The sequence below is a fragment of the Caulobacter sp. 602-2 genome (genome assembly GCF_011043625.1).
Classification (GTDB): domain Bacteria; phylum Pseudomonadota; class Alphaproteobacteria; order Caulobacterales; family Caulobacteraceae; genus Caulobacter.
The window spans coordinates 20,088-43,845 of sequence record NZ_JAAKGT010000007.1 but is presented as its reverse complement, the minus strand read 5'-3'; the positions used below and the strand labels follow the sequence as shown (position 1 = coordinate 43,845).

The window sequence follows — 23,758 nt, the reverse complement described above, 5'->3', positions numbered from 1 at the left end:
ATGTTTCTCCTTCTCAGCTCGCCGCGTCGCCGCGGGAGACGATGCGGCCCAGGAGGGCGACGATGCGGTCCAGGGCGAAGCCGGTCAGGCCTACCCACGCCAAGGCCACGACGATGTCGGAGATGCGCGAGGCGTTGTACTGGTCCCAGATGAAGAAGCCGACGCCGACGCCGCCCAGCAGCATCTCGGAGGCGACGATGGCCAGCCAGCTCATGCCCACCCCGATGCGCAGGCCCGTAAAGATGTAGGGCGTGGTCGCGGGCAGCAGGATCTTGAAGAAGTACTCTATCGGCGACAGCCGCAGCACGCGGGCGACGTTGCGATAGTCCTCGGGGATGTTGCGCACGCCGACGGCGGTGTTGATGACGATCGGCCAGATCGAGGTGACGAAGATCACGAACAGGGCCGACGGATTGGCCTCGTGGAAAGCCGCCAGCGAGATCGGCAGCCAGGCCAGCGGCGGCACGGTGCGCAGCACCTGGAAGATCGGATCCAGCCCCCGGTGGGCCCAGCGGTTGGCGCCGACCAGCACGCCCAGTCCGATGCCGACCACCGCCGAGATCGAGAAGCCGAAGGCCACGCGCTTCAGGCTGGTCAGCACGTGCCAGAACAGGCCCTTGTCGACCCCGCCCCGGTCGTAGAACGGATCGACGATCAGCTCCTTGGACTCCAGCCAGATGCGCGAGGGCGACGGCAGGCCCTCGTAGGAGTCGCCCGACAGCCCCTGCCAGAGCGCCATGATCACCAGCACGGTCAGCGTCGGCGGCAGGACGGCGGCGACGACCGCCCCCGCCCTGCGACCAAGGCCGCCCCCTCCAGGGTTCTTCGCAGCCGCCGGCGGCGGGACCGCAACCGAGGCCTTCACGGGGGCCGCGACGGGCGCGGCCTCGGCGAAGTCGGGCTTGGGATAGGTCATGGGGATCCCCTCCTCAGGCGAGCTTCTTGATGGGCTGGCTGGCGAGGTACGCGCCCGGATTGGCCGGATCGAACACCTTGCCGTCGAAGAACCGCTCGGGGCCGCGGCTGTCGCCGGCGGGACCCGACTGGCCGATGGACTTGGCGGCCGCGCGCCAGATGTCGGCGCGGTTGACCTTGTTGACGAGCGCCTGCTTGTTGACCCCCTGCCCGATCACGCCCCAGCGGATGTTCTCGGTGACGAACCACAGGTCGTGCGACTTGAAGGGAAAGCTGGCGTTGTCGGCCCAGAACTTCATGAGGTGGGGAGAGCCTGTGACCTTGCGGCCGTCGCCGTAGTCGATAGTCCCCTGCTGGCGGGGCAGGATGTCGCCCATCGGCACGTTGATGTACTGCCGCCCCGAGACGATCGAGCACATGGCCGCCTTGTTGGCCGGCTTGTCGCACCACATCTGGGCCTCCAGCACGGCGGCGGTCAGGGCCTGGGCGGCGCGCGGATAGCGGTCGACCCAGTCGGCCCGCATGCCCAGCGCCTTCTCCGGATGGTTCATCCAGAGCTCGCTGGTGGTGGTGGCGGTGTAGCCTATGCGCTGGTTGACCGTCTGGCCGTTCCACGGCTCGCCCACGCAGAAGGCGTCCTGGGTGCCGGCCTTGAGGTTGGCCACCATCTGCGGCGGCGGGATGACGATGGTCGAGACGTCGAGGTCGGGATTGATCCCCGCCGCGGCGAGCCAGTAGCGGACCCACAGGTCGTGGGTGCCGCCCCGGAAGGTCATCGCCACCTTGGCGATGTTTCCCGAGGCCTTCAGCTGGGCGAACTTGGCCTTGGCCCCGGCGGCGCTCAGCCCCACCTTCACGGCCTTCAGGTCGTTGCCGACCGAGATCGCCTGGCCGTTGGTGTTGAGCCTGGCCAGCACGTACATCGGCAGCGGCTTGCCGCCGGTCTGGACGCCCAGGGTGAACTGCAGCGGCATGGGCGAGAGGATGTGCGCCCCGTCGATGCCGCCGCCGCCCGAGCCCAGCACCAGGTTGTCGCGCGTGGCCGCCCACGAGGCCTGCTTGACCACCTCCACGTCGGGCAGGCCGTGCTTGGCGAAGAAGCCCCGCTCCTTGGCGATGATCAGCGGCGAGCTATCGGTCAGGGCGATGAAGCCCAGGCGCGCCTTGGCGGTTTCCGGCCCTGCGCCGGCGGCGTGGGCGCCCGCCGGGAACGCGGCCTTGACGGCGGCCATGGTGGCGGCGGCCCCGATCAGGGCCGTGCGGCGGGAGACGCCCGATTGGGCGGTCTTGTCGGTCTTGGTCATGATCGGGCTCACAGCTTGTATTCGAGGGAGAACCAGGCCTTGGTCCGCGAAGCCGGCGGGGCCAGGGTCCCGGCCGGCACGGTCGTCTCGCGCTGGAAGTCGGCGTACTTCAGCAGCAGGGTCAGCTTGGGCGTGATCGCCGCGGTCAGCTGGACCTCCCACTCGTGGCCGAGGTCGGCGCCGGTCCGCTGGTCGTCGAAATCGTGGTAGCGGACCAGCAGATCGCTGTTGAAGAAGTAGGTCTTCTTGAAGCGCGGCTTGACGTTGAGGCCGACGTTCAGGTCCTGCAGGCCGTCGGCGAAGCTCTTGTTGCCGCCCGGCGAGACCCACGAGTCGGACCAGCCGTTGAAGGCGTGAACCGTGCCCAGCGGCGTGGTGAAGCCCCGCGTGCCGTCGCCTTCCAGCTGCTCGTAGGCCAGGCGGGCGGTGTAGATGTCGAAGGTCCCCGCCACCTCGCCGGCGAGATAGTCCAGATCATAGCTGGGCGTGTTGCCGTGCCAGTCGCTCTGGCGGGCGAAGGTCGCGCCATAGGCCACCTGGTAAAGGCCAAGCCAGGTCTTGCCCGAAGCCTTCGCGCCCTTGGTGATCGACGAGTTGATCGCCGAATTGCCGAAATCCAGCGCGTAGACGAACCCCTGCAGCCGCAGCGCCTCGGCCGGCGACCAGGTGACGTTCAGGAGGTGGCTGTCGCTGTCCCAGTCGCGTAGTTCGCCCAGGATGCGGTTGACGTGGGTGAGATAGGCGTAGGTCCCCTTCACCCGGCCCGCCGCGAAGTCGGCGCGGACGCCGTCGAAGGTCTGCTCGTCCTGGCGCCAGGCGACGCCGCCGACGAAGCGCTGGTCGTCGAGCACGATGCGCTGGCGGCCCGCCGTGACCTGCAGCGCCGCGCCCGGCGTCCAGGTCACCTGGGCGCGGTTGACCTCGGTGACGTCCGGGTCGTTGACGATCGGATAGCGGGCCTTGTCGGCGCCGTTCAGCGGCGGCGTGGTCGCGCCGGGCACGTTGACGGCGTAGTGCTCGGGGCCGACCAGGCGGACGTCCTCGAACTCGATCAGGCCCTTGAGGCCATGGAAATCGCCGGTCTCCCAGCCAAGGCGAGTGCGCACCGTATAGGCCGAGGCCCTGTCGCGCAGGTTGGCCTGGTCGACGCCCTCGTAGCGGAGGCGCACCTCCAGGATCGGCTTGCCGGCCAGCACCTGGTCACTGAACGTCGGCGGCGGCGCGGGCGGCGGCGGTGGTTCGGCCGCCTCGGTCACGGCTTCCGGCTCGGCGGCCAGCGGCGTGCTTTGCGTTGTCGTCTGGGCGTGCGTTCCCGATGCCCACAGCAGCGCCGCGAGCCCAGCGCCGAGCGTCAGCCCGGCCCTCTTCGTCCTCATGCCTCTTCCCCTTAAGGCCAAAAAAAAACGCCCGGCGAGGGCGTGAGCCCCCTCCGGACGTCGTTGTCCAAAACAGTCGCCGACCCCGTCGTCGGCGTCAGGGCCTTGCGGCCCCTCGCGGAACGTCGTTGCCCCGCGTGTCGGTGATCAGGGACGCACCGACCGCCGGGGATCGGCAATCGACAAACCGTCGTTATCGGTCGCTTCGCAGGTGCGGCGCCCGTTTTTGCGCAGCGGCACGGCGCCCAAGACTTGAGCGGCGCCCGCAAACCGGGCGCCCTCCTCTCGCTACGGACGATCTCAGAGCTTGTACTCGAGGGTGAACCATACCTTCTTGCGCGACGCGGGCGGCGCCGGCGTGCCGGCCGGCACGCTCGCAACGCGGTCGAAGCCGGCGTACTTCAGCTGGGCCGACAGCTTCGGAGCGATGGTCGCCGTCAGCTGGGCGTTCCACTCGTGACCAAGATCAACGCCCGTGCGGTCGTCGTCGAAGTCGTGATAGCGGACCAGCAGCTCGGGGCTCGAGAAGTTGCGGACCTTGATCTTCGGCTTGAGGGTGACGGTGAAGTTCAGGTCGTCCAGGCCGTCGGCGAAGCTCTTGTTGCCGCCCAGCGACGACCAGGCGTCGGCCCAGCCGTAGAAGCCGTGGGCCGCGCCCAGCGGCGCGCCGAAGCCGCGCGTGCCGTCGCCTTCCAGCGTGTGGTAGCCGAGCTGAGCCGTATAGATCCCGCGCGTGGCCGCGATCTCGCCGCCCAGATAGTCGAGCTCGTAGTCGGCGGTGGCGCGGTGATAGTCGCTCTGCCGCGCGAAACCGCCCGAATAGTTCAGGGTGTAGGCGCCCGCCTTGGCCTTGCCGACGGCCCGCACGCCCTTGGTGATCGATGTGTTGAGCGGCGAGTCCGAGAAATCGAGCGCGTAGACGAAGCCCGTGGCCTTCAGGGCCTCGGAGAAGGTCCAGCTGGCGTTGACGAAATGGCTGTCGCTGTCCCAGTCGCGCCGCTCGCCCAGCGCCCGGTTCACGCGGGTGACGTAGACATAGGTCCCCTTGAAGCGGCTCAGCGACAGGTCGGCGCGCAGGCCGTCATAGGTCTGCTCGTCCTGGCGCCAGGCGGCGGCGGCGACGAAGCGCTGGTCGTCGAACTGGATCTTCTGGCGGCCGGCGGTCAGCTGCAGCGCCTTGCTGGGCGTCCATTGCAGCTGGGCGCGGTTCACCTCTGTGACGTTGGGATCGTTGATCGCCGGAAAGCGCGCCTTGTCGGCGCCGTTCAGCGGCGTGGAGACGCCCGGCGTGGTGATGGCGAAGTGCTCGGGACCCACGCGACGGACGTCGTCGAACTCGATCAGGGCCTTCACGTCATGCCAGGCGCCGGTCTCCCAGCCGAAGCGCGTGCGCACCGTCGTGCCCTCGGCGTTGTTGCGCAGCGTGGCGGTCTTGGTCTGGTCGTAGCGCTCGTAGCGGGCGCGGATCTCCAGCAGCGGCTTGCCGGCCTTCACGGCGTCAAGCAGCGACGCCTCCTGCGCGTTCGCGCCGCTCGCCCAGGCCAGGGCCGCAAGGCCCGCACACACAACATGAAGTCTGCTCATGCGGCGGGGCTCTAGGGCCCAAGGGTTAACCCGCTACCACCGCCAGCCCATCGAACGGCGTTGTATTTTCGCAAGACGGCTAAGCTTCTGGCGCTGCGGGGAAATTTCGCAGGTGCGACCGTTTGTCGCCCGCCGCGCCCGACTGCTACCTGTCGGCGATCAGGCCGTGCATCACCCCGTCCAGCGTGACCTGCATCAGTTCCTCGGCCGGCGCCCAGCTGCGGCTGGGCTTGGTGATGACCAGCGAGACGATGCCGTGGCAGGCGGCCCACAGCACCTGGGCGGCGCTCTCGGCCGTGCCGGTCTTCAGGCGGCCGGCGGCGGCGATCTCGCGGATCGGGCCGCTGAACTCGTCGAAGCAGCGGTCGCCGAGGTCGGACACCGCCTGCTGCTTCTCCACCGAGATCGCCTCGTTCGAGCCGCAGAACACCAGCTGGTAGGTGTTGGGGTTCTCGAAGGCGAAGCGCATGTAGGCGTCGAGCATCCGCCGCACCTTCTCGACCGCGTCGATCGGCTCCTGCGACAGGGCGACATTGATCGACAGCAGCTTCTCGATGGCTTCCTTGCCGATCTCGAGCAGGATCTGGTCCTTGTCGCGAAAGTGCATGTACAGCGCGGTCGAGGACACGCCAACGGCGTCGGCGATCTTGCGGATCGTCGCCCCGGCATAGCCCTCGGCGATGAAGATCTTCTCGGCGGCGGCCAGGATCTCGCCCCGACGCATGTGCCCGTCGCCCTTGGGCTTGCGGGCGGACCTGGGCGGCTTCTTCAACGCGACGGTCACGATACGGTACTTCCTCCCTCTTCCCCGACCTGACACTAAACGGGAATCACCCAGGGCCGACAAGCGTAACGCCGGTTTTGCGTAGAACGCGTATTTTTCCATTTGACACTTTATGGTTGAATTAATCGAGTCGTTCCCGCCGAAAGGCCTAGGTTCAGGCCAGGGGGGCTGGGGGACGACATGGCGCGTGAGGAACGACGGCTGCACGTCGATGGGCTGGATCACGCCACCCTGCCCGATCCGCCCCAGGTCTCGCCGCTCCCTGTCGCGGACGGCGCGCATCGACGGCTGAGCCCGGCGCAGAGCGTCGCGGGGACGGCGATCGCGCTCGCCCTGGTCGCCGCCCTGGCGCTCGCGCCCGGCCGGACGCTCGAAGTCCTGAAATGGACGGGCCTGGCTCTCTTCGCCCTCCTGGCCACGCTGCGGCTGGTCGCCGCCTGCACGCCCCGCCGCGCGAGCGCCGCCCCGCCCCTGCCCGACCACGCCCTGCCCGCCTACACGGTGCTGGCGCCGCTCTACAAGGAAGCCTCGGTGGCGGCCGAGCTGGTCGCCAACCTCGACCGCCTGGACTATCCGCGCGATCGCCTGCAGGCCCTGATCGTGCTGGAGGCCGACGACACCGAGACCATCGCGGCCTTCCACGCCCTCGACCTGCCCGCCTTCGTCCAGGTGCTGATCGTGCCGCCGGGCGGTCCGAAGACCAAGCCCAGGGCCTGCAACCACGCCCTTGAGCGGGCGCGCGGCGAGCTGCTGGTCATCTATGACGCCGAGGACGCGCCCGATCCTGGCCAACTGCGAGAGGCCGCCGCCCACTTCGCGGCGGGGCCGGCCAGCCTGGCCTGCCTGCAGGCCCCGCTGCGCATCGAGATCCCGGCCATCTCAGGCATGCTGCCCAGGCAGTTCCAGCAGGAGTACGCCGCCCACTTCGAAGTGCTGCTGCCGGCCCTGGCGCGCTGGCGGCTGGCCTTCCCCCTAGGCGGCACCAGCAATCACTTCGCCGTCGCGCCCCTGCGGGCTGTCGGCGGGTGGGACGCTTTCAACGTGACCGAGGACGCCGATGTCGGCTTCCGGCTGGCCGCCGTCGGCCTTGCGCTCGGCGTCATCGACCGGCCGACGCTGGAAACCGCGCCGACCACCTGGAAGGCCTGGCGCCCGCAGCGGGCGCGGTGGATCAAGGGCCACCTGGCCACCCTGCTGGTGCACCTGCGCGGTCCGGCCGCCCGCAGGCCCCGCGTGGCCCTGGCGCTGTTCCTGACCCTCTTCCTGTCGCTCGTCTCCACGCACCTGCACGCGCCGATCCTGGCCGGCGCCATGCTGATGATCCTGCTGGACCTGGCGCCGGACGGCCATGCCGCGATCGACGGCCCCGGCCTGGCGCTCTTCACCTACGCCTGGAGCGGATCGGCCATCGCCGCCGTGGTCGGCCGGCGGCGCGCCGGCGGCAAGGCCAGGTGGCTGGATCTGCTCGGCCTGCCGCTGATCTGGCTCCTGCAGGGCTGGGCCGGCTGCCATGCGCTGGTGCAATTCGTCCTGCGCCCGCACCACTGGGACAAGACCCCGCATGCGCCTCGGGCTGGACGACGCTTGGGCTGAGCGCGTATGGCGTGGCCATGCACCCGACCATCGCCGCCTCTCCCCTCGTCATGCGCACCACCGGCTGGGCCGACTACGCCCTGCTCGACAGCGGGCGCGGCAAGAAGCTGGAGCGCTACGGCCGCTACACCGTCGTCCGCCCCGAGCCGCAGTGCTTCTGGGAGCCGCGCCTGCCGGCCAGCGCCTGGGACGAAGCCGACGCCGTGTTCGACCCGTCCGACGAGGACGAGGCCGGCCGCTGGCGCTTCCGCGGCAAGCCGATCGAAAAGTTCGACCTGGCCTGGGGCGAGGCCAAGTTCCACGGCCAGTTCACGCCGTTCCGCCACCTGGCCTTCTTTCCCGAGCAGGCCGCCAACTGGGCCTGGCAGGACGAACGCGTGCGCGCCTTCATCAAGGCCCGCGGCCGTCAGCCCAAGATCCTGAACCTGTTCGGCTACACGGGCGTGGCCAGCCTGGTCTGCGCCGCCGCCGGGGCCCATGTCACCCACGTCGACGCCTCCAAGAAGTCGGTCGGCTTCGCGCGCGAAAACGCCGCCTTCGCCGGCCTCGCCGAAAAGCCGATCCGCTGGATCGTCGAGGACGCTCGCCGCTTCGTCGCCCGCGAGGTGCGCCGCGGCAACGTCTATGACGGGATCATTCTCGACCCGCCGAAGTTCGGCCGCGGCCCCGACGGCGAGGTCTGGCGCCTGTTCGAGGACCTGCCGGCGCTGGCCGCCGACTGCGCGGCGCTGCTGGCCGAGGACGCCGACTTCCTGCTGATGAACGCCTATGCCGCCCGCGTCTCTGGCGCGGCCATGTCGGGCCTGCTGGCCCAGGCTCTGGACGGCCGCGCCGGCGTCATCGACTGGGGCGAGTTGTCCCTCGTGGAAGACAAGGGCGACCGCCAGATCGGCCTGTCGTTCTTCGCCCGCTGGTCGTCGGAGGCCTGAGACCTATGAGCGTCAAGACCGTCACCTCCCTGACCAACGCCACGGTGAAGGCCGTCCGCGCCCTGCACATGCGCAAGGAGCGCGAGGAAAGCGGCCTGTTCCTGGCCGAAGGCCTGAAGATCGTCATCGAGGCGATCGACTGCGGCCACGCGCCCAAGATCCTGATGTACGGCCCCGACGCAGCCGACCACCCGATGCTGCAGAAGGCCGCCAAGGCCTGCGCCGCCGCCGGCGGCGAGGTCATCGAGGTCAACCGCGAGATCCTCGAGAAGGTCTCGCGCCGCGACAATCCCCAGGCCGTGGTCGGCGTGTTCCGCCAGGTCTACACGCCGCTGTCGGCCATCGTGCCGCAAAGCGCCGACTGCTGGGTGGCCCTGCAGGCCGTCCGCGATCCGGGCAATCTGGGCACCATCATCCGCACGGCCGACGCGGCCGGCGCCGGCGGCGTTATCCTGGTCGGCGACTGCGTCGACCCCTACTCGGTCGAGGGCGTGCGCGCGACCATGGGCTCGGTCTTCGCCGTGAAGATCGCCAAGGCCAGCGTGCAGGAGTTCCTGGCCTGGCGCGAGGAATGGCCCGGCAGCGTGGTCGGCACCCTGCTGACCGCCACCGTCGACCACAAGAGCGCCGACTACGTGAAGCCGTCGCTGATCCTGATGGGCAACGAACAGCAGGGCCTGCCGCCCGAACTGGCCGCCGCCTGCGACGTCAACGTCAAGATCCCGATGCGCGGCCGCGCCGACAGCCTGAACCTGTCGGTGGCCACGGGGATCATGATCTACACGGTGACGGGCTGACTTCCCGATCCCCTCTCCCCTTGCGGGAGAGGGTGGCCCGCGAAGCGGGTCGGGTGAGGGGTCGATGAACGGCGCCGCAGCGAAGCGGAAGGGCTGGGCGCGACGTCAGCCGCCTGAGAGACCCCTCATCCGTCGGCTGTCGCCGACACCTTCTCCCGCAAGGGGAGAAGGAACAAGCACTCCCCCGCCCCCTTGCGCGACAACGCGCCGCACACCATTTCGCAGCCTCGCCGCGGGAACGCACAGACCCCTATCGCCGCTCTCCCAAACGTGAAGCCGATTTCGACGGCGCCCCTGTGCTAAAGCGGCGCAGTCGGGCGGCGGCCTCTTCCAAAGCCGCCGCTTTTCCATATCTAATTCATGAAGGCGGGTGATTTGGTTCCCGCCGGGAGAAAGCGGTCGATGGCCGAGCGAAAGCAAGGCGGACAGAATAACGGCGCGGGCTCTTCGGTCGTCACGGAAGTGAAGCCGAAGACGCAGAAGCCCTCGTTGTATCGCGTACTGATCCTGAACGACGACTACACCCCCATGGAGTTCGTCGTTTACGTGCTCGAACGGTTCTTCAACAAGTCGCGCGAAGACGCGACACGGATCATGTTGCACGTTCACCAGAACGGCGTCGGGGTCTGCGGCGTATTCACTTACGAAGTCGCCGAGACCAAGGTCGCTCAAGTGATCGACTCAGCCCGCAGACATCAGCACCCGCTGCAGTGCACCATGGAAAAGGATTGAGGAGCCTCCCCTTGCCCTCTTTTTCGCGTCCTCTCGAAGAATCCCTGCATCGCGCCGTCGCGTACGCCAATCAGCGAAAGCATGAGTACGCGACCCTCGAACACCTCCTGTTGTCGCTTACCGACGATGACGACGCCGCCGGCGTGATGCGCGCCTGCGACGTTGACCTGGCGGCTCTGAAGAAGAGCCTGGTCAATTATCTCGACGTCGAACTCTCGTCCCTGGTGGTCGACGACGAGGAGGACGCCAAGCCCACGGCGGGCTTCCAGCGCGTGATCCAGCGCGCGGTGATCCACGTCCAGTCGTCCGGCCGCGAGGAAGTGACCGGCGCCAACGTCCTGGTCGCCATCTTCTCCGAACGCGAGAGCCACGCCGCCTACTTCCTGCAGGAGCAGGACATGACGCGGTACGACGCGGTGAACTTCATCGCCCACGGCATCGCCAAGAAGGCCGGCGCTTCGGAGCCCAAGGCCGCCAAGGGCGCGACCGCGGTCGAGGAAGACCAGGAAAAGCCCAACACCAAGACCGGCGGCGAGGCCCTTGAGGCCTACTGCGTCGACCTCAACGAAAAGGCCCGCCAGGGCAAGGTCGACCCGCTGATCGGCCGCGCGAACGAAGTGGAACGCGCGATCCAGATCCTGTGCCGCCGCACCAAGAACAACCCGCTGCTCGTGGGCGACCCCGGCGTCGGCAAGACCGCCATCGCCGAAGGCCTGGCGCGCAAGATCATCACCCACCAGGTCCCTGAAGTCCTGGCGGAAGCCACCATCTACTCGCTCGACATGGGCGCGCTGCTGGCCGGCACCCGCTATCGCGGCGACTTCGAGGAACGCGTCAAGCAGGTGGTCAAGGAACTCGAGAACCACCCGAACGCGGTGCTGTTCATCGACGAGATCCACACCGTCATCGGCGCCGGCGCGACCAGCGGCGGGGCGATGGACGCGTCCAACCTGCTCAAGCCCGCCCTGGCCTCGGGCACCCTGCGCTGCATGGGCTCGACCACCTACAAGGAGTTCCGCCAGCACTTCGAGAAGGACCGGGCCCTCGTCCGTCGCTTCCAGAAGATCGACGTGAACGAGCCGACGGTGGAAGACACCATCAAGATCCTCAAGGGTCTGAAGACCTACTACGAGGACTTCCACAAGCTGAAGTACACCAACGAGGCCCTCAAGGTCGCCGTTGAGCTGTCGGCCAAGTACATCACCGACCGCAAGCTGCCCGACAAGGCGATCGACGTGATCGACGAGGCGGGCGCGGGCCAGATGCTGCTGCCCGAAAGCCGTCGCAAGAAGACCATCGGGGTCAAGGAGATCGAGGCCGTCGTGGCCAAGATCGCCCGCATCCCGCCCAAGTCGGTCAGCAAGTCGGACACCGAGGCCCTCAAGGAGCTCGAGAACGACCTGAAGCGCGCGGTGTTCGGCCAGGAAGAAGCCCTCACCCAGCTGTCGGCCGCGATGAAGCTGGCGCGCGCCGGTCTGCGTGAACCCAACAAGCCGATCGGCAGCTACCTGTTCAGCGGCCCGACGGGCGTGGGCAAGACCGAAGCCGCCAAGCAACTGGCCCAGACCCTGGGCATCGAGATGCTTCGCTTCGACATGTCGGAGTACATGGAGCGCCATACCGTGAGCCGCCTGATCGGCGCCCCTCCCGGCTATGTCGGCTTCGACCAGGGCGGCCAGCTGACCGACGCGGTCGACCAGCACCCGCACGCCGTCGTCCTGCTCGACGAGATCGAGAAGGCGCACGGGGATGTCTACAACATCCTGCTGCAGGTGATGGACAACGGCACGCTCACCGACAGCAACGGCAAGAAGGTCGACTTCCGCAACGTGGTCCTGATCATGACCACCAACGCGGGGGCCTCGGACGCCCAGCGCAACTCGATCGGCTTCGGCCGCTCGAAGGTCGAGGGCGAGGAAGACGCCGCGCTCAAGCGCCTGTTCACGCCGGAGTTCCGCAATCGCCTGGACGCCGTCGTGGCCTTCAAGCCGCTGACGCCGGAGATCATCCGCCAGGTCGTCCAGAAGTTCGTCATGCAGCTGGAGGCGCAACTCGCCGACCGCAACATCACGATCGAACTGGCCGACGACGCGGCCGACTGGCTGGCCAAGAACGGCTTCGACGAGCTCTACGGCGCCCGTCCGCTGGCCCGGGTCATCCAGGAGCACATCAAGAAGCCGCTGGCCGACGACATCCTGTTCGGCCGCCTCACCCGCGGGGGCCACGTCAAGGTGGTGCTCGAGAACGGCAAGATCGGCTTCGAGATCGAAAGCGCCTCGGAAGGCAAGTCCGGCAAGTCGGACGACGCCGAGGAACCGGCCCTGGCCGAATAAGGCCCAGAGCCGCATGAGACTGGAAAAGGCCCGGAGCGATCCGGGCCTTTTTCTTTGATCGCACGTCCAGTCGGGTTTGCCGATCGGACGCCCCGCGCCTTCTCCATCGCAGAAAATGCGCGCGGCCGAAAAGCCGCGCCCGCCGACAAGGAACCTCCCCCTCTGGGGGAGGCGGCCAAAGGCCGGCGGGGGGTCGTTTTCAGCTTCCGGGACGTCTGAAGGCCACCACCAACTCCCCCCACCGATCGCTGACGCGATCGCCTCCCCCACAGGGGGAGGTCCGCAGATCCAAGATCCTCCCCCTTCAGGGGGAGGTGGCCGCGAAGCGGACGGAGGGGGCCAGCGCCAGCCGCGCGCCTAAAGCGCCGCGCTGATCTTCGCCGCCAGGGCCTTCAGGTCGTCGATGTCGGCCATGCCGCCGCCGTGACGGCCGAGCGCCTCGCCCTCGTAGCGGGGGATGACGTGGAAGTGCAGGTGGAACACGGTCTGGCCGGCCGGAGCGCCGTTGAACTGCGTGACCACCACGCCGTCGGGCTTCAGGGCCGCCGTGACCGCGCGCGCCAGCTTCTGGGTCGCGGCGGCCAGTTCGGCCAGCACCTGCGGCTCGACCTCGAGGATGTTGCGGGCCTTGGAGGTCTTGGAGATCACCAGGGCGTGGCCGCGCGACTGCGGGAAGGCGTCCATGAAGGCCAGGACCGCGTCGTCCTCGAAGATCTTCACGCTGGGAATCTCGCCCCGCACGATCTTGGCGAAGATGTTGGCGTCGTCGTAGCTTCCCGTCAGGCTCATGGACCGCTCCCTTGCGTAGAGGACGGTCCTAGCAAACCAGGGAGGGGGCGCAAGCGTGGGCAAGACCGACGAGACGGGCCAGGGCCTGACCGAACGCCAGAAGAAGTGGTTCGCCTCGGTGCAGGCCAGCCTGGAGCGCGACACCGGCAAGACCCTGGAGCAATGGGTCGAGATCGTCCGCCGCGACTGCAAGGAGACCAAGCCCAAGGCCCGCGTCGACTGGCTGAAGGCCAATCACGGCCTGGGTGTCAACCGCGCCGCCCACATCCTGGGCGTGGCCTTCCCCTCCGAGCTGGGCTGGGACGACGCGGCCGGCCTGCGCGCGGCGCTGTGGACCGACCCGGCCTCGGCCGCGATCCTGAAAGCGATCGAGGCGGCCGTCGCGGACTTCCCCGGCGTCGTCACCGGCCAGCGCAAGGCCTTCACGGCCTGGTCGGGCAAGGTTCAGTTCGCCGCCGCCAGGCCGTTGAAGGGCGGAACGGTGTCGCTGGGCCTGGCCCTGACGCCCGACGCCTCCCCTCGCCTTTCCGAGCCGAAGAACGAAAGCTGGTCCGAGCGGCTCAAGGCCAAGCTGGCCCTCGCCTCTCCGGCCGAGGTCGACGACGAGGTCAAGGCGCTGCTGAAGGCGGCCTGGGACCGCTCTTGACGGGAACGGCGCCGGGCGCGGCCACGTTTCTACGGCGGGAGGACAAGACCATGTCCAAGGAAGCCGATCTCACCGCCCGGTTCTGGAAGGCCATGAGGGCCGACCGTACCGTCATGCTGGGCCTGCCCGACGTCGAGGGCGGCCACAGCCAGCCGATGACCGCCCTGATGGAGAGCGAGCAAGGCGGCCCGCTATGGATCTTCACCTCGGCCGACTGCGACATGGTCGCCGCCCTCGACCGTGAGCGCGACGCGGTGATGCACTTCGCCTCGAAGGGCCACGACCTGTTCGCCGAGATCGACGGCCGTCTGCGCATCGACAACGACCGCCAGGCCATCGACGCCCTCTGGCACCCGTACGTGGCCGCCTGGTTCACCGGAAAGACCGACCCGGCGCTTCGCCTGCTGCGCTTCGAGCCCGAGCACGCCCGGATCTGGCGCAACGAGAACAGCCTGTTCGCCGGCGTGCGCCTGATGCTGGGCGAGGATCCGAAGAAGAGCTACCGCAACAAGGTCGCCGAGGTTGTTCTGCACTAGCCGGAGATTGGCGCTTTAGCCCTCGTGACGGAACGGCGAGTACTCCTCGGTGAGCATCGCCATGTCCTGCGTCACCGCCTCGCGCTCGCGCTCCAGATAGCGGGCCACCGGCTCGCGCAGGGCCGGATCGGCGATCCAGTGCGCCGAATAGACGGCGCTGGGCAGATAGCCGCGGGCGATCTTGTGTTGGCCCTGCGCGCCCGCCTCGACGCGCGGCAGGCCCAGCCGGATCGCATGCTCGATGGCCTGATAGTAGCAGAGCTCGAAATGCAGGAACGGCACGTCCTCGGTGCAGCCCCAGTGGCGGCCGTACAGGCAGTCGCGGCCGATCAGGTTCAGGGCGCCGGCGATCCACGGCCCGCCCGGCCGCCGGGCCAGGATCAGCAGCACCTTGTCGGCCATCCGCTCGTGCAGCAGCGAGAAGAAGCGGCGGTTCAGGTACGGCCGCCCCCACTTGCGCCCGCCGGTGTCCATGTAGAAGCCGAAGAACGCGTCCCAGTGCTCGTCGGTCAACTCGTCGCCGCTCAGGGCGACGATCTCCAGCCCGTCCTGGGCGTCGCGGCGCTCGCGGCGGATGGTCTTGCGGCGGTTGGACGACAGGGCCGCCAGGAAGTCGTCGAACGTGGCGTAGCCGGCGTTCTCCCAGTGATACTGCTGGTCCTGCCGGCGCAGCAGGCCCCGGTCGCCCATCCAGTCCCATTCGTCTTCCGTCGGGAAGGTCACGTGCAGCGACGAGGCGCCGATGCGCTCGCACAGGGTCAAGGCGCCGCCCAGCAGGGCCGCCCTCGCCTCGTCGGGATCCACGTCCGGCCGGGCGATCAGGCGCGGTCCGGTCACCGGCGAGAACGGCGCCGAGCATTGAAGCTTGGGATAGTAGGCGCCCCCCGCCCGCTCGTAGGCGTCGGCCCAGGCGTGGTCGAAGACGTATTCGCCCTGGCTGTGGTTCTTCAGATAGAGCGGCATCACCCCGGCGATGGCGCCATCGGTGTCGGCGACGCTGACGTGATGCGGCGCCCAGCCGGTGCGATCGGACGCGCAGCCGCTCTCTTCGAGGATGTCGAGGAAGTCGAAGCTGACGAAGGGATCGCCGGACGCCACGGCGCAGGCGTCCCAGGCCTCGCGGCCGATATCGGCGATGCGGCGGTGGACGCGCACCTCCGCCTTAAGCGAACTCACGCAGCGAAGCCCTCGAAGATCAGGTTGTCGCAATGGTCGGAAACGGCATCCCATTGCTCGGGCGAGCGCACCGTCCAGGCGACGATCGGCATGCCCTTGGCGCGGAAGACGTCGGCGCGGGGACTGGGCAGCATGTCCAGGCCCAGGGCCAGAAAGTCCGGGCGAGCGATCTCGACCTGCTCCAGGGCCGCCAGCGACTTGCGCAGTTCCGGCGCCAGCTTGCGGGCGTTCTCGTCGTTCCAGCTGTAGGAATCCAGGCCTCTCAAGACCTGCGGATTGTGATCGGCGAACCAGGCATGGGAGTACGGGTTGAAGCCGATCACGGCGATCGGACCGGCATGGTCGATCAGGATCTCAGAGACCTTCTTCTCCAACTCGCCGACCTCGCCGAACGGGGTCTTGAGCTCGATCTGGACCATGGCCCGGTGGCCGATCACGGCCAGCGCGTCGGCCAGGGTCGGGATGGTCTCGTCCGTGCCCGACAGCTTCATCGCGGCCAGTTCGGCGGCGGTGTGGTCGCGCAGCCGTCCCTCGACGCCCGTCAGGCGCTCCAGACGATCGTCGTGGAAGACCACCGCCTGGCCGTCGGCCGTCAGCTGCACGTCCAGTTCGATGGAGTAGCCCTTGGCGCAAGCGGCCTGGAAGGCGGCCAGCGAGTTCTCGGGCGCGCCATCGGGCGTCCACAGACCCCGGTGCGCGATCGGCGGATCGAAGAGGCGCTCCCACGCCTCGCCGAACACCTCGGTCCCGGGCCGCGGACGCGCGCGCATCAGAAGACCTCCACCACCGCGTCGACCTCGACGGCGAAGCCCAGCGGCAGCTTGTAGACGCCGACGGCCGAACGGGCGTGGCGACCGGCGTCGCCGAACACCTCGACCATCAGGTCCGAGCAGCCGTTGATGACCTTGGGAATGTCGATGAAGTCGGGGCCGGCCTGCACGAAGCCGCCCAGCTTGACCACCCGGGCCACCTTGTCGAGGTCGCCGACCGCGGCCTTGATCTGGGCCAGCAGGTTCACGCCGCACAGGCGCGCGGCCTTCTGGGCGGTCTCCAGGTCGACGTCGACGCCGACCGTGCCCTTGATGCCGCCCGAAGCGTCGATGGAGATCTGGCCGGAGATGTGGACGAGGTTTCCGGACCGCACGAACGGCACGTAGTTGGCCACCGGGGCCACCGGCTGCGGCAGCGTGATCCCCAGACCCGCCAGACGCTCTTCCACCTTCGACATTCAAACGCTCCCTTACCGAGAGCGCATGCTTAGCAAGGGCGGGCCTTCGTACAAGGAAAAAGGCCCGGCCGCGGCCGGGCCAGGGGCAAGGAAGAGGCCCGGACGCGGGTCTGGGCCAAGGGCAAGAAAAAAGGCCCGGACCGAAAGGTCCGAGCCTGAAGGCTGGGTAGACTTACGAAACGGCCCGCAAGCGGGGCCGTTCCGAATTTCGAATTAACGCGCGGCCTGGAACTTCTCGACCGTGGCGGTGACGCGCTCGTTCAGCGGCTTCACCGAGTCCTTGATCGAGGCCGAGACGATCTCCGAGGCCTTGCTCAGCTGGGCGATGTAGGCTTCCAGGGCCGACTTGGCCCAGGCGGTCTGCAGCTCGACGGCTTCCTGCACGCTCTTGGCGGCGGCCAGCGCCTTGGCGGCGGCCACTTGGTCCTCGGCGGCCTTCTTCGAGTAGGCGAAGGCTTCGGCGCCCAGGGCTTCGGCGCCCTTGGTCGCGGCGGTCACCGAGGCGACCACGGCTTCGAGGTTCTTCTTGGAATGGGTGTTAGCTTCGGCCAGGGCGGCGAGGGACTTGTCGACACCATCCTTGAACGCCTGGTTGCTGGCGGAGGTGTACTGCTCGACGGTGCTCTTCAGGGTCTCGGTGACGGCCATGGGGAGGGCTCCTGGGCGGGTCATGGTGGGACGACGCGGCGTTTTTGGAGTTTTCCAGCCGCGATCCCGCGCCATGCGTTGGGACGACATGGTTTTCTCATGTTGCAGTGCAGCAGTCAAACGTTTTTGTGCAGCGCACCATAACCTAGGGTGAAGCTGCTCCGTGGTCTGAACGCCCAGGCAGCGAAGCGTTGCCGCAACGCCTAAGTTTTATCTTAATGTGCGGCGAAATCGCTCACCAGTTGTTTACTTTGGCGTAAGGCGACAACGCGCATGCTAGCTCTCACGCGTGTGGCGGTGCGGAACCGCTCAGTTCAAATGACGGACGTTTGTCGCATGTTCGCCAAGCTTAAATCCGCCCGTCGCCTCCTCGTCGCCGCCGGCCTCGCCGCGGCTTCGCTGGTCGGCGTCGCTGCTCCCACCGTCGCTTCGGCTCAGATCCCGTACCTTCAGCTGAACGCCGCCGAACCCAAGTACGCGGCCATCGTGATCGACGCCAACTCGGGCGAAGTCCTTTACGACAAACGGGCCGACAGCCCGCGCTACCCGGCTTCGGTCACCAAGGTGATGACGCTGTACCTCACCTTCGAGGCGCTGAGCGAAGGCCGCCTGAAGCTGACCGACCGCGTGCCGATCTCACCGCGCGCCGCCGCCCAGGCCCCGACCAAGATGGGCCTGCGTCCGGGCGACAGCCTCAGCGTCGACGAGGCGATTCGCGCCATGGCCGTTAAGTCGGCCAACGACATCGCCACCGCCATGGCCGAGAAGCTCGGCGGCAGCGAAAGCCGCTTCGCCGCCCTGATGACCCTGCGGGGCCAGGAGCTGGGCATGCGCAACACCCGCTTCGTGAACGCCTCGGGCCTGCCCGACAGCCGCCAGATCAGCACCGCCCGCGACCTGGCCATCCTGTCGCGCGCCACCATGCGCGACTTCCCGCAGTACTATTCCTACTTCAGCCTCAAGGGCTTCGAGTTCCGCGGCAACTACGTGCGCGGCCACAACCGCCTGCTCACCAGCATGGAAGGCTTCGATGGCCTGAAGACCGGCTACACCAACGCTTCCGGCTACAATCTCGCCGGCTCGGCCGTGCGTGACGGCCGCCGCCTGATCGCCGTGGTCCTGGGCGGCTCGTCCACCGCCTGGCGCGACAACAACATGGAAGACCTGCTGACCACCGGCTTCGACGTGATGAAGCGCCGCTCGCACGGCGAGCGCACCAGCATCGCCGCCAACCTCTACGAAGAAGATCCGACCGGCCCGATCATGCGCCCCTCCTCGGAAGAGGGCGACGGCGACCAGGCCGGCCTCAAGATCGTGCTGACCGACAACCCCAAGCCCGCCCCGGTGAAGGTCTCCCCCACCCTCAAGGCCGCCAAGGACGCCGCCAAGCCGGCGCCGAAGAAGGCCAAGGGCGAGTGGAGCGTCCAGGTCGGCGCCTTCCAGTCCAAGAGCCTGGCCAACAAGCAGCTCTCCATCGTCCGCGGCCGCTTCGCCAAGGCCGTCTCCGACGCTGAGGGCGCCGTGGTCAGCGCCGCCGGCGGCGCCTTCCGCGCCCAGTTCCAGGGCATGACCGCCGACGCCGCTCGCGCGGCCTGCTCGGCGATCACCGCCAAGCGCCAGCCCTGCATGGTCATCGCTCCGCGCTGATCGCAGGCGCCGAGCCAGAAACAGGAAAGCCGGCGACCTCGCGGTCGCCGGCTTTTTCTTTGCCCCAATATCCCTGTCATCCCGGCCGAAGGCGCGCAGCGCCGTAGAGCCGGGATCTCCCACGCCGGACTGATCAAACACGGGAGATCCCGGCGCTCCGCTTCGCTACGGCCGGGATGACAATGAGGAGAGCCCCCTCACCGCCCCTTCAGTAGCCGGTCCCGCGCCGCGTTGAGCTGCGCCGCCAGTCCCGCCGTGCCGCCCTTGTCGGGGTGAGCCAGGCGGATCAGACGAGCGTAGGCGGCCTGGATCTCGTCGGGGCCGGCCTTGGCGTCGACCCCGAGGATCGAGCGGGCCTCGCTGGCCGAAAGCTGGGCCTTGCCCGGCTCGGCGACCTTGCGGATCACCGGCCGCTGGCGGGCCGACGTGGCGCACCACAGGCCCAGCACGCACAGCGCCAGGGTGGCCGGCCACTGACTGCGCACCCCGGCATAGGCGGCCGCGGCGAAGGCGGCGGCCGAGGCCACCCCCGCGCCGACGCGCCAGCCCTCGCCCGCGAAGAGCGGCTTGCGCTTTCCCCACAGCAACCAGGCGACGACCACCGCGCCGAGGATCAGATAGAAGAGCATGCGCGGACCCGGCGCCGCCCCAGCGGGTTACTGGGCGGCGAGCAGAGTTTCGCCCGAGAAGGCGGCCAGGCCAAGCGAGTGCATCAGCGCCCGCAGTTCCTGACGCGCGGCCAGGTGCTGCAGCGACACCGGCACCGGGCGGACCTGGGTCGACAGGTCGGCGATGGTCAGGCCGAACGGGAACAGCTCGCGATAGATCACGCGGTCGCGCAGGCCAGGGCCCATGCGGAAGCCCACGCGCTTGGCCAGGGCCGTCAGGCGGTCTTCCAGGCGCTTGCGGTTACGGGCCTCGGTGGTGGCCAGGCGGTTGCGCAGCACCACCCAGTCCAGCGGCTGGCGCTGGCCGGCCATGGCGCGGGCCTTGCGGGCCTCCCACACCGTCTGGGAATAGAGGCTGGGCTTCTGCAGCTCCATGGTCACCGGGTCGACGTGGCCCAGCATGTCGAAGTCGACGAAGCTGTCGTTCATCGGCGTGACGATCAGATCGGCCAGGCCGTGGGCCATGCGCGTGATCTGGGTGTCGCCGCCGGGGGTGTCGATAAGCACGAAGTCGGCGACCTCGCGCGCGGCCAGGAACGCCTTCTCGAACGCGGCCACCTGCTCGGCTTCCGACGCCGCCGCCAGGGCGATGTCGTCGTCGCTGAGACGGAAGGTCTGCGGCATCGGCAGCTTGACGTCGTTGCCGGCCAGCCAGGCCGCGCGGTTCTCGCAGAACCGCATGCTGGTGCACTGGCGCAGGTCCAGGTCCATGATCGCGACCCGGGCGCCGCCGTACAGCAGCGACGTCATCAGGTGCATCGCGATGGTGGACTTGCCGGCCCCGCCCTTTTCGTTGCCGACGACGATCACGCGCGTTTCGGCCATAGGCTTCATCCTTCGTTCCGCCGACTCGGGCGAATCTAACCAAAATCTTAACGCGCATGAAACGCCCTGCGCGCTCCTAGCGTCAATCTTATGGCGCCCTGCGTCCACAGACTCGGTGTCGCAGGTGGACCCGCTGTCCCATATCGGCCATAAGCCGCGCGTCCGAACGCTCGTTTTTGCGTCGCAGCAGAGTTCCCCCGACATGACCCGTATCGTCCGCACCGTCGCCGAATTGCGTGAGCAGGTCCGCGCCTGGAAGGCCGCGGGCGAACAGGTGGGCCTGATCCCGACCATGGGCGCGCTGCACGACGGCCACCTGTCGCTCGTCCGCCTGGCCCAGACCCGCGTCAAGCGCACCGTGGCCAGCGTCTTCGTCAATCCCAAGCAGTTCGCCCCGCACGAGGACTTCGACGCCTATCCGCGCGGCGAGGCCCGCGACGCCCAGCTGCTGGAAAGCGCCGGCTGCGACCTGCTGTTCGCCCCCAACGCCGCCGAGATGTACCCGCAGGGCTTCTCGACCACGATCAACCTGACGGGTGTCTCCGAGCCGCTGGAAGGCGCGGCCCGCCCGCAGTTCTTCGGCGGCGTGGCCACCGTGGTCACCAAGCTGCTGATCCAGGCGCAGCCCGACATCGCCGTCTTCGGCGAGAAGGACTACCAGCAGTTGCAGGTCATCCGCCGCGTCACTCGCGACCTTGATCTGCCCGTCGAGATCGTCGGCGCGCCGACCGCCCGCGCCGAGGACGGCCTGGCCCTATCCTCGCGCAACGCCTACCTCACGAGCGAGGAACGCGCCGCCGCCGTGGCCCTGCCGAACGCCATGAAGGCCGCCATCGCCGCCGTGCAGGCGGGCGAACGCGTCGAGACGGCCGAAGCCGCCGGCAAGGCCGCGCTCGAGGCCGCCGGCTTCCGGCAGGTGGACTATTTCGATTTCCGCGACGCCGACGACCTGTCGCGCCTGGGTCCCGATGCGCTGCACGGCGCAAAGGCCCGCCTGCTGGCGGCCGCCTGGCTGGGCAAGACCCGCCTGATCGACAACATGGGCGCCTAGAGAACCGGGGCGGCGCCCTACCCCTTCGCCACCAGGGCGATGCCGACGGCGATCACCATCGCCAGGAACAGCAGACCCATGCCGAGCGCCATATAGGCCAGTCGCATCTTCGCTCTCCCCCGAAAAGGTCGAGCGGCCAACTTCGCACGCCTGGGTTGATGATCCGCTAAGCGATCACCAAGCCCCGAGCTCCCGGAGTTGGCGAGCCAGCTCCGGCGGCATGTCGGCGGCCTCGCCTTCGCTCAGGTCGGGCGGCGCGTCCTCGGGCTTGAGATAGCGCCAGCCCTGGAAGGCCCGGCGCGGCTGGGGCGCGACCCGCACGATGGTCGGGTCGACCGTGACCTCGCAGCGCGCGTTCTGCCCCTCGCCCACCGTGTCGATGGCCAGGATCGTCTGGCGGCACAGCACCTGGCCCTTGAACACCCGATACAGAGAGCCGCCGTCGAGGATCTCGTCGATCCGCTTGGGGGTCATGCGGGTGTGCATCACCCAGGGATGACCTTCCTTGTGCCAGGCGACGAGGTCGTCGATCGTGTCGCAGCCGACGACCAGCTTGATCATGTGCAGAGCCATGTACGCGGATTTAGCGCGCTGCAGTCGCCGCGCAAGCGCTCACCTCCGGCGACTACGTGACAACGCTATCATTTAACATCTAGGTCCGGTTCCAGACCGATGATATCGGAGAGCCAAGGGAAGAGACGGCGACCGTCGAACGACGGCGCGATTTCGGGGGAATGGGACCATGACGGCGGCTGAGCTCAGCGTTGTCTTCTTTTTGCAGATGTTCGTGATCATCGCCGTCAGCCGGCTCGTCGGCTGGCTCGCGAAGAAGTATCTGGGCCAGCCCCAGGTGGTGGGCGAGATGATCGCCGGCGTGCTGCTGGGCCCGTCGCTGCTGGGCCTGCTGGCCCCCGACATCCAGCACATGCTGTTCCCCAAGGACTCCAAGAGCGTGCTCTATGTCGGCGCCCAGATGGGCGTCGGCCTCTACATGTTCCTGGTCGGCCTCGGCTTCCAGGCCGACCACTTCAAGAGCAACGCCAAGAGCGCGGCGGCCGTGTCGCTGTCGGGGATGGCCGCGCCGTTCCTGGTGGCCGTGGGCATCGCGCCGTGGCTGCTGAGCCTTGGCCTGTTCGGCAAGGGCATCGACACCTTCCAGGCCACGCTGTTCATGGGCGCGGCGATCTCGATCACCGCCTTCCCGATGCTGGCCCGCATCATCCACGAGCGCGGCCTGTCCAAGACCCCGCTCGGCACGCTTTCGCTGTCGGCCGGCGCCATCGACGACGCCGGCGCCTGGACGGTGCTGGCCATCGTGCTGGCCACCTTCGGCGGCGGTCCGGCCGTGGCCGTCAAGGCCATCGTCGGCGGCGGTCTGTTCGCCGTCTTCATGATCACCCTGGGCCCCAAGCTCCTGGCCCCGCTGGGCCGCTGGGCCGAGCGCGAAGGCAAGGTCACGCCCAACATTCTGGGCGTGGTGGTCATGCTGTTCATGCTCAGCGCCTGGGCCATGGACGCGGTCGGCATCCACGCGGTGTTCGGCGGCTTCATCCTGGGCACTGTGCTGCCGCGCGGCGTGCTGACCCGCGAGGTCAAGAAGCAGCTGGAGCCGTTCGCGGTCGTGCTGCTGCTGCCGATGTTCTTCACCTTCTCGGGCCTGCACACCCAGCTGACCATGGTCAACAGCATCAGCCTGGTCGCCGTGACCGCGGTGATCCTGGCCGGCTCGATCCTGGCCAAGGGCGGCGCCTGCTGGGCCGCCGCGCGCCTCACCGGCCAGGACAACGCCACCGCCTGCGGCATCGGCGCCCTGATGAACGCCCGCGGCCTGATGGAGCTGATCATCATCAACATCGGCCTGCAGAAGGGCATCATCGGCCCGGCGCTGTTCTCCATGCTGGTGCTGATGGCGATCATCACCACCCTGATGGCCAGCCCGCTGTTCGAGCTGCTGTACGGCAAGGCCGCGCGGGCCCGGGGCGAACTGGGCGCGTTGGACGAAAGCGAGGACGAGGACAGCGAACTGGCGAGGCTGCCGGCTTAGAACCTCCCTCTCCCCTTAGATAGCCCTCTCCCCCTGCGGGAGAGGGTGGCCTCCGAAGGAGGTCGGGTGAGGGGTCGCATGAACAGAAACGCCGCGACGGCCGATCAGCTGTCGCGGCGTTTGATTTTTGAGAGACCCCTCATCCGTCGGCTA

General features: G+C 68.4%; 23 protein-coding genes and 2 pseudogenes. 11 read left to right on the top strand and 14 right to left on the bottom strand.

Annotated features, from left to right (window positions below; all coding sequences use genetic code 11):
• Positions 1–13: 13 nt before the first annotated feature.
• The 5 genes from ntrB to G5B46_RS15195 all read right to left on the bottom strand — a co-directional run bounded on the left by ntrB (position 14) and on the right by G5B46_RS15195 (position 5,963).
• Positions 14–916: a nitrate ABC transporter permease gene (ntrB, locus tag G5B46_RS15215; RefSeq protein WP_165259977.1), complete on the bottom strand. Its 903-nt coding sequence runs from the start codon at positions 914–916 to the stop codon at positions 14–16.
• A 13-nt stretch (positions 917–929) separates the two neighbouring features.
• Complete coding sequence (locus tag G5B46_RS15210) at positions 930–2,219, bottom strand: CmpA/NrtA family ABC transporter substrate-binding protein (protein WP_165259976.1); 1,290 nt, start codon at positions 2,217–2,219, stop codon at positions 930–932.
• A gap of 8 nt (positions 2,220–2,227) precedes the next feature.
• Positions 2,228–3,595 carry an alginate export family protein gene (locus tag G5B46_RS15205; protein ID WP_205691701.1) on the bottom strand — a complete coding sequence of 456 codons (1,368 nt, stop codon included), beginning with the start codon at positions 3,593–3,595 and terminating at the stop codon, positions 2,228–2,230.
• A 300-nt stretch (positions 3,596–3,895) separates the two neighbouring features.
• Complete coding sequence (locus G5B46_RS15200) at positions 3,896–5,179, bottom strand: alginate export family protein (RefSeq protein ID WP_165259973.1); 1,284 nt, start codon at positions 5,177–5,179, stop codon at positions 3,896–3,898.
• Between the two features lie 145 nt (positions 5,180–5,324).
• Entirely contained in the window at positions 5,325–5,963 is a 639-nt protein-coding gene (locus G5B46_RS15195) for a TetR/AcrR family transcriptional regulator (protein WP_165259971.1), read from the bottom strand.
• 180 nt (positions 5,964–6,143) lie between these two features.
• Here G5B46_RS15195 and G5B46_RS15190 point away from each other — a divergent pair, with 180 nt between their 5' ends.
• From G5B46_RS15190 to G5B46_RS15180, 3 genes are read left to right on the top strand one after another with little or no spacing between them, the layout of a single operon-like run.
• Positions 6,144–7,556, top strand: coding sequence for a glycosyltransferase (locus G5B46_RS15190; protein ID WP_165259969.1), 1,413 nt, complete (start codon positions 6,144–6,146; stop codon positions 7,554–7,556).
• 17 nt (positions 7,557–7,573) lie between these two features.
• On the top strand, positions 7,574–8,485 hold the full coding sequence (locus G5B46_RS15185) for a class I SAM-dependent methyltransferase (protein ID WP_165259967.1): 912 nt from the start codon (positions 7,574–7,576) through the stop codon (positions 8,483–8,485).
• 5 nt (positions 8,486–8,490) lie between these two features.
• Complete coding sequence (locus tag G5B46_RS15180) at positions 8,491–9,282, top strand: RNA methyltransferase (protein WP_165259965.1); 792 nt, start codon at positions 8,491–8,493, stop codon at positions 9,280–9,282.
• 9 nt (positions 9,283–9,291) lie between these two features.
• Here the strand turns inward: G5B46_RS15180 and G5B46_RS24470 are convergent.
• A pseudogene (locus G5B46_RS24470) lies at positions 9,292–9,363 on the bottom strand (hypothetical protein); the annotation flags it as partial.
• Positions 9,364–9,539: 176 nt separating this feature from the next.
• On the opposite strand from G5B46_RS24470, the pseudogene G5B46_RS24465 reads away from it, so the two are divergent.
• The 3 genes and pseudogenes from G5B46_RS24465 to clpA form a co-directional block, all read left to right on the top strand.
• Positions 9,540–9,656: pseudogene (locus G5B46_RS24465) on the top strand (hypothetical protein); the annotation flags it as partial.
• 28 nt (positions 9,657–9,684) lie between these two features.
• Positions 9,685–10,014 (top strand): ATP-dependent Clp protease adapter ClpS, encoded by a 330-nt coding sequence (clpS, locus tag G5B46_RS15170; protein WP_101715544.1) that lies wholly within the window; start codon positions 9,685–9,687, stop codon positions 10,012–10,014.
• A gap of 11 nt (positions 10,015–10,025) precedes the next feature.
• Positions 10,026–12,347 (top strand): ATP-dependent Clp protease ATP-binding subunit ClpA, encoded by a 2,322-nt coding sequence (gene clpA / locus G5B46_RS15165; RefSeq protein ID WP_165259963.1) that lies wholly within the window; start codon positions 10,026–10,028, stop codon positions 12,345–12,347.
• A 357-nt stretch (positions 12,348–12,704) separates the two neighbouring features.
• Here the strand turns inward: clpA and G5B46_RS15160 are convergent, their stop codons facing one another.
• The gene (locus G5B46_RS15160; protein ID WP_165259961.1) at positions 12,705–13,136 is read right to left on the bottom strand and encodes an HIT family protein; all 432 of its coding nucleotides are present in this window, start codon (positions 13,134–13,136) and stop codon (positions 12,705–12,707) included.
• Between the two features lie 55 nt (positions 13,137–13,191).
• Here G5B46_RS15160 and G5B46_RS15155 point away from each other — a divergent pair, with 55 nt between their 5' ends.
• The gene (locus G5B46_RS15155; protein WP_165259959.1) at positions 13,192–13,782 is read left to right on the top strand and encodes a DUF4287 domain-containing protein; all 591 of its coding nucleotides are present in this window, start codon (positions 13,192–13,194) and stop codon (positions 13,780–13,782) included.
• A gap of 50 nt (positions 13,783–13,832) precedes the next feature.
• Positions 13,833–14,318: a pyridoxamine 5'-phosphate oxidase family protein gene (locus G5B46_RS15150; RefSeq protein ID WP_165259957.1), complete on the top strand. Its 486-nt coding sequence runs from the start codon at positions 13,833–13,835 to the stop codon at positions 14,316–14,318.
• A 15-nt stretch (positions 14,319–14,333) separates the two neighbouring features.
• Here G5B46_RS15150 and G5B46_RS15145 read toward each other — a convergent pair whose 3' ends face one another.
• The 4 genes from G5B46_RS15145 to phaP all read right to left on the bottom strand — a co-directional run bounded on the left by G5B46_RS15145 (position 14,334) and on the right by phaP (position 17,370).
• Positions 14,334–15,494 (bottom strand): GNAT family N-acetyltransferase, encoded by a 1,161-nt coding sequence (locus G5B46_RS15145; protein ID WP_346764937.1) that lies wholly within the window; start codon positions 15,492–15,494, stop codon positions 14,334–14,336.
• Positions 15,491–16,264 carry a glycerophosphodiester phosphodiesterase gene (locus tag G5B46_RS15140; RefSeq protein ID WP_165259953.1) on the bottom strand — a complete coding sequence of 258 codons (774 nt, stop codon included), beginning with the start codon at positions 16,262–16,264 and terminating at the stop codon, positions 15,491–15,493. Before G5B46_RS15140 ends, G5B46_RS15145 begins: the two co-directional genes overlap by 4 nt.
• Positions 16,264–16,722, bottom strand: a complete 459-nt coding sequence (locus G5B46_RS15135; RefSeq protein WP_165259951.1) for a RidA family protein — start codon at positions 16,720–16,722, stop codon at positions 16,264–16,266. The genes G5B46_RS15140 and G5B46_RS15135 overlap by 1 nt, the downstream gene beginning before the upstream one ends.
• Before the next feature lie 213 nt (positions 16,723–16,935).
• Complete coding sequence (phaP, locus tag G5B46_RS15130) at positions 16,936–17,370, bottom strand: TIGR01841 family phasin (RefSeq protein ID WP_165259949.1); 435 nt, start codon at positions 17,368–17,370, stop codon at positions 16,936–16,938.
• 336 nt (positions 17,371–17,706) lie between these two features.
• On the opposite strand from phaP, the gene G5B46_RS15125 reads away from it, so the two are divergent.
• A complete protein-coding gene (locus tag G5B46_RS15125) occupies positions 17,707–19,017 on the top strand; it encodes a D-alanyl-D-alanine carboxypeptidase family protein (protein WP_165259947.1) in 1,311 nt (436 codons plus the stop codon).
• A gap of 197 nt (positions 19,018–19,214) precedes the next feature.
• Here the strand turns inward: G5B46_RS15125 and G5B46_RS15120 are convergent, their stop codons facing one another.
• Entirely contained in the window at positions 19,215–19,646 is a 432-nt protein-coding gene (locus tag G5B46_RS15120) for a molecular chaperone DnaJ (protein WP_165259945.1), read from the bottom strand.
• A gap of 27 nt (positions 19,647–19,673) precedes the next feature.
• The gene (locus G5B46_RS15115) at positions 19,674–20,510 is read right to left on the bottom strand and encodes a division plane positioning ATPase MipZ (protein ID WP_101719620.1); all 837 of its coding nucleotides are present in this window, start codon (positions 20,508–20,510) and stop codon (positions 19,674–19,676) included.
• A 202-nt stretch (positions 20,511–20,712) separates the two neighbouring features.
• On the opposite strand from G5B46_RS15115, the gene panC reads away from it, so the two are divergent.
• Complete coding sequence (gene panC / locus G5B46_RS15110; RefSeq protein WP_165259943.1) at positions 20,713–21,561, top strand: pantoate--beta-alanine ligase; 849 nt, start codon at positions 20,713–20,715, stop codon at positions 21,559–21,561.
• Between the two features lie 174 nt (positions 21,562–21,735).
• On the opposite strand, the gene G5B46_RS15105 is transcribed toward panC, so the two are convergent.
• Positions 21,736–22,134, bottom strand: a complete 399-nt coding sequence (locus G5B46_RS15105) for a DUF1489 family protein (RefSeq protein WP_165259941.1) — start codon at positions 22,132–22,134, stop codon at positions 21,736–21,738.
• Between the two features lie 208 nt (positions 22,135–22,342).
• On the opposite strand from G5B46_RS15105, the gene G5B46_RS15100 reads away from it, so the two are divergent.
• The gene (locus G5B46_RS15100) at positions 22,343–23,605 is read left to right on the top strand and encodes a cation:proton antiporter (protein WP_346764938.1); all 1,263 of its coding nucleotides are present in this window, start codon (positions 22,343–22,345) and stop codon (positions 23,603–23,605) included.
• Positions 23,606–23,758: the final 153 nt, after the last annotated feature.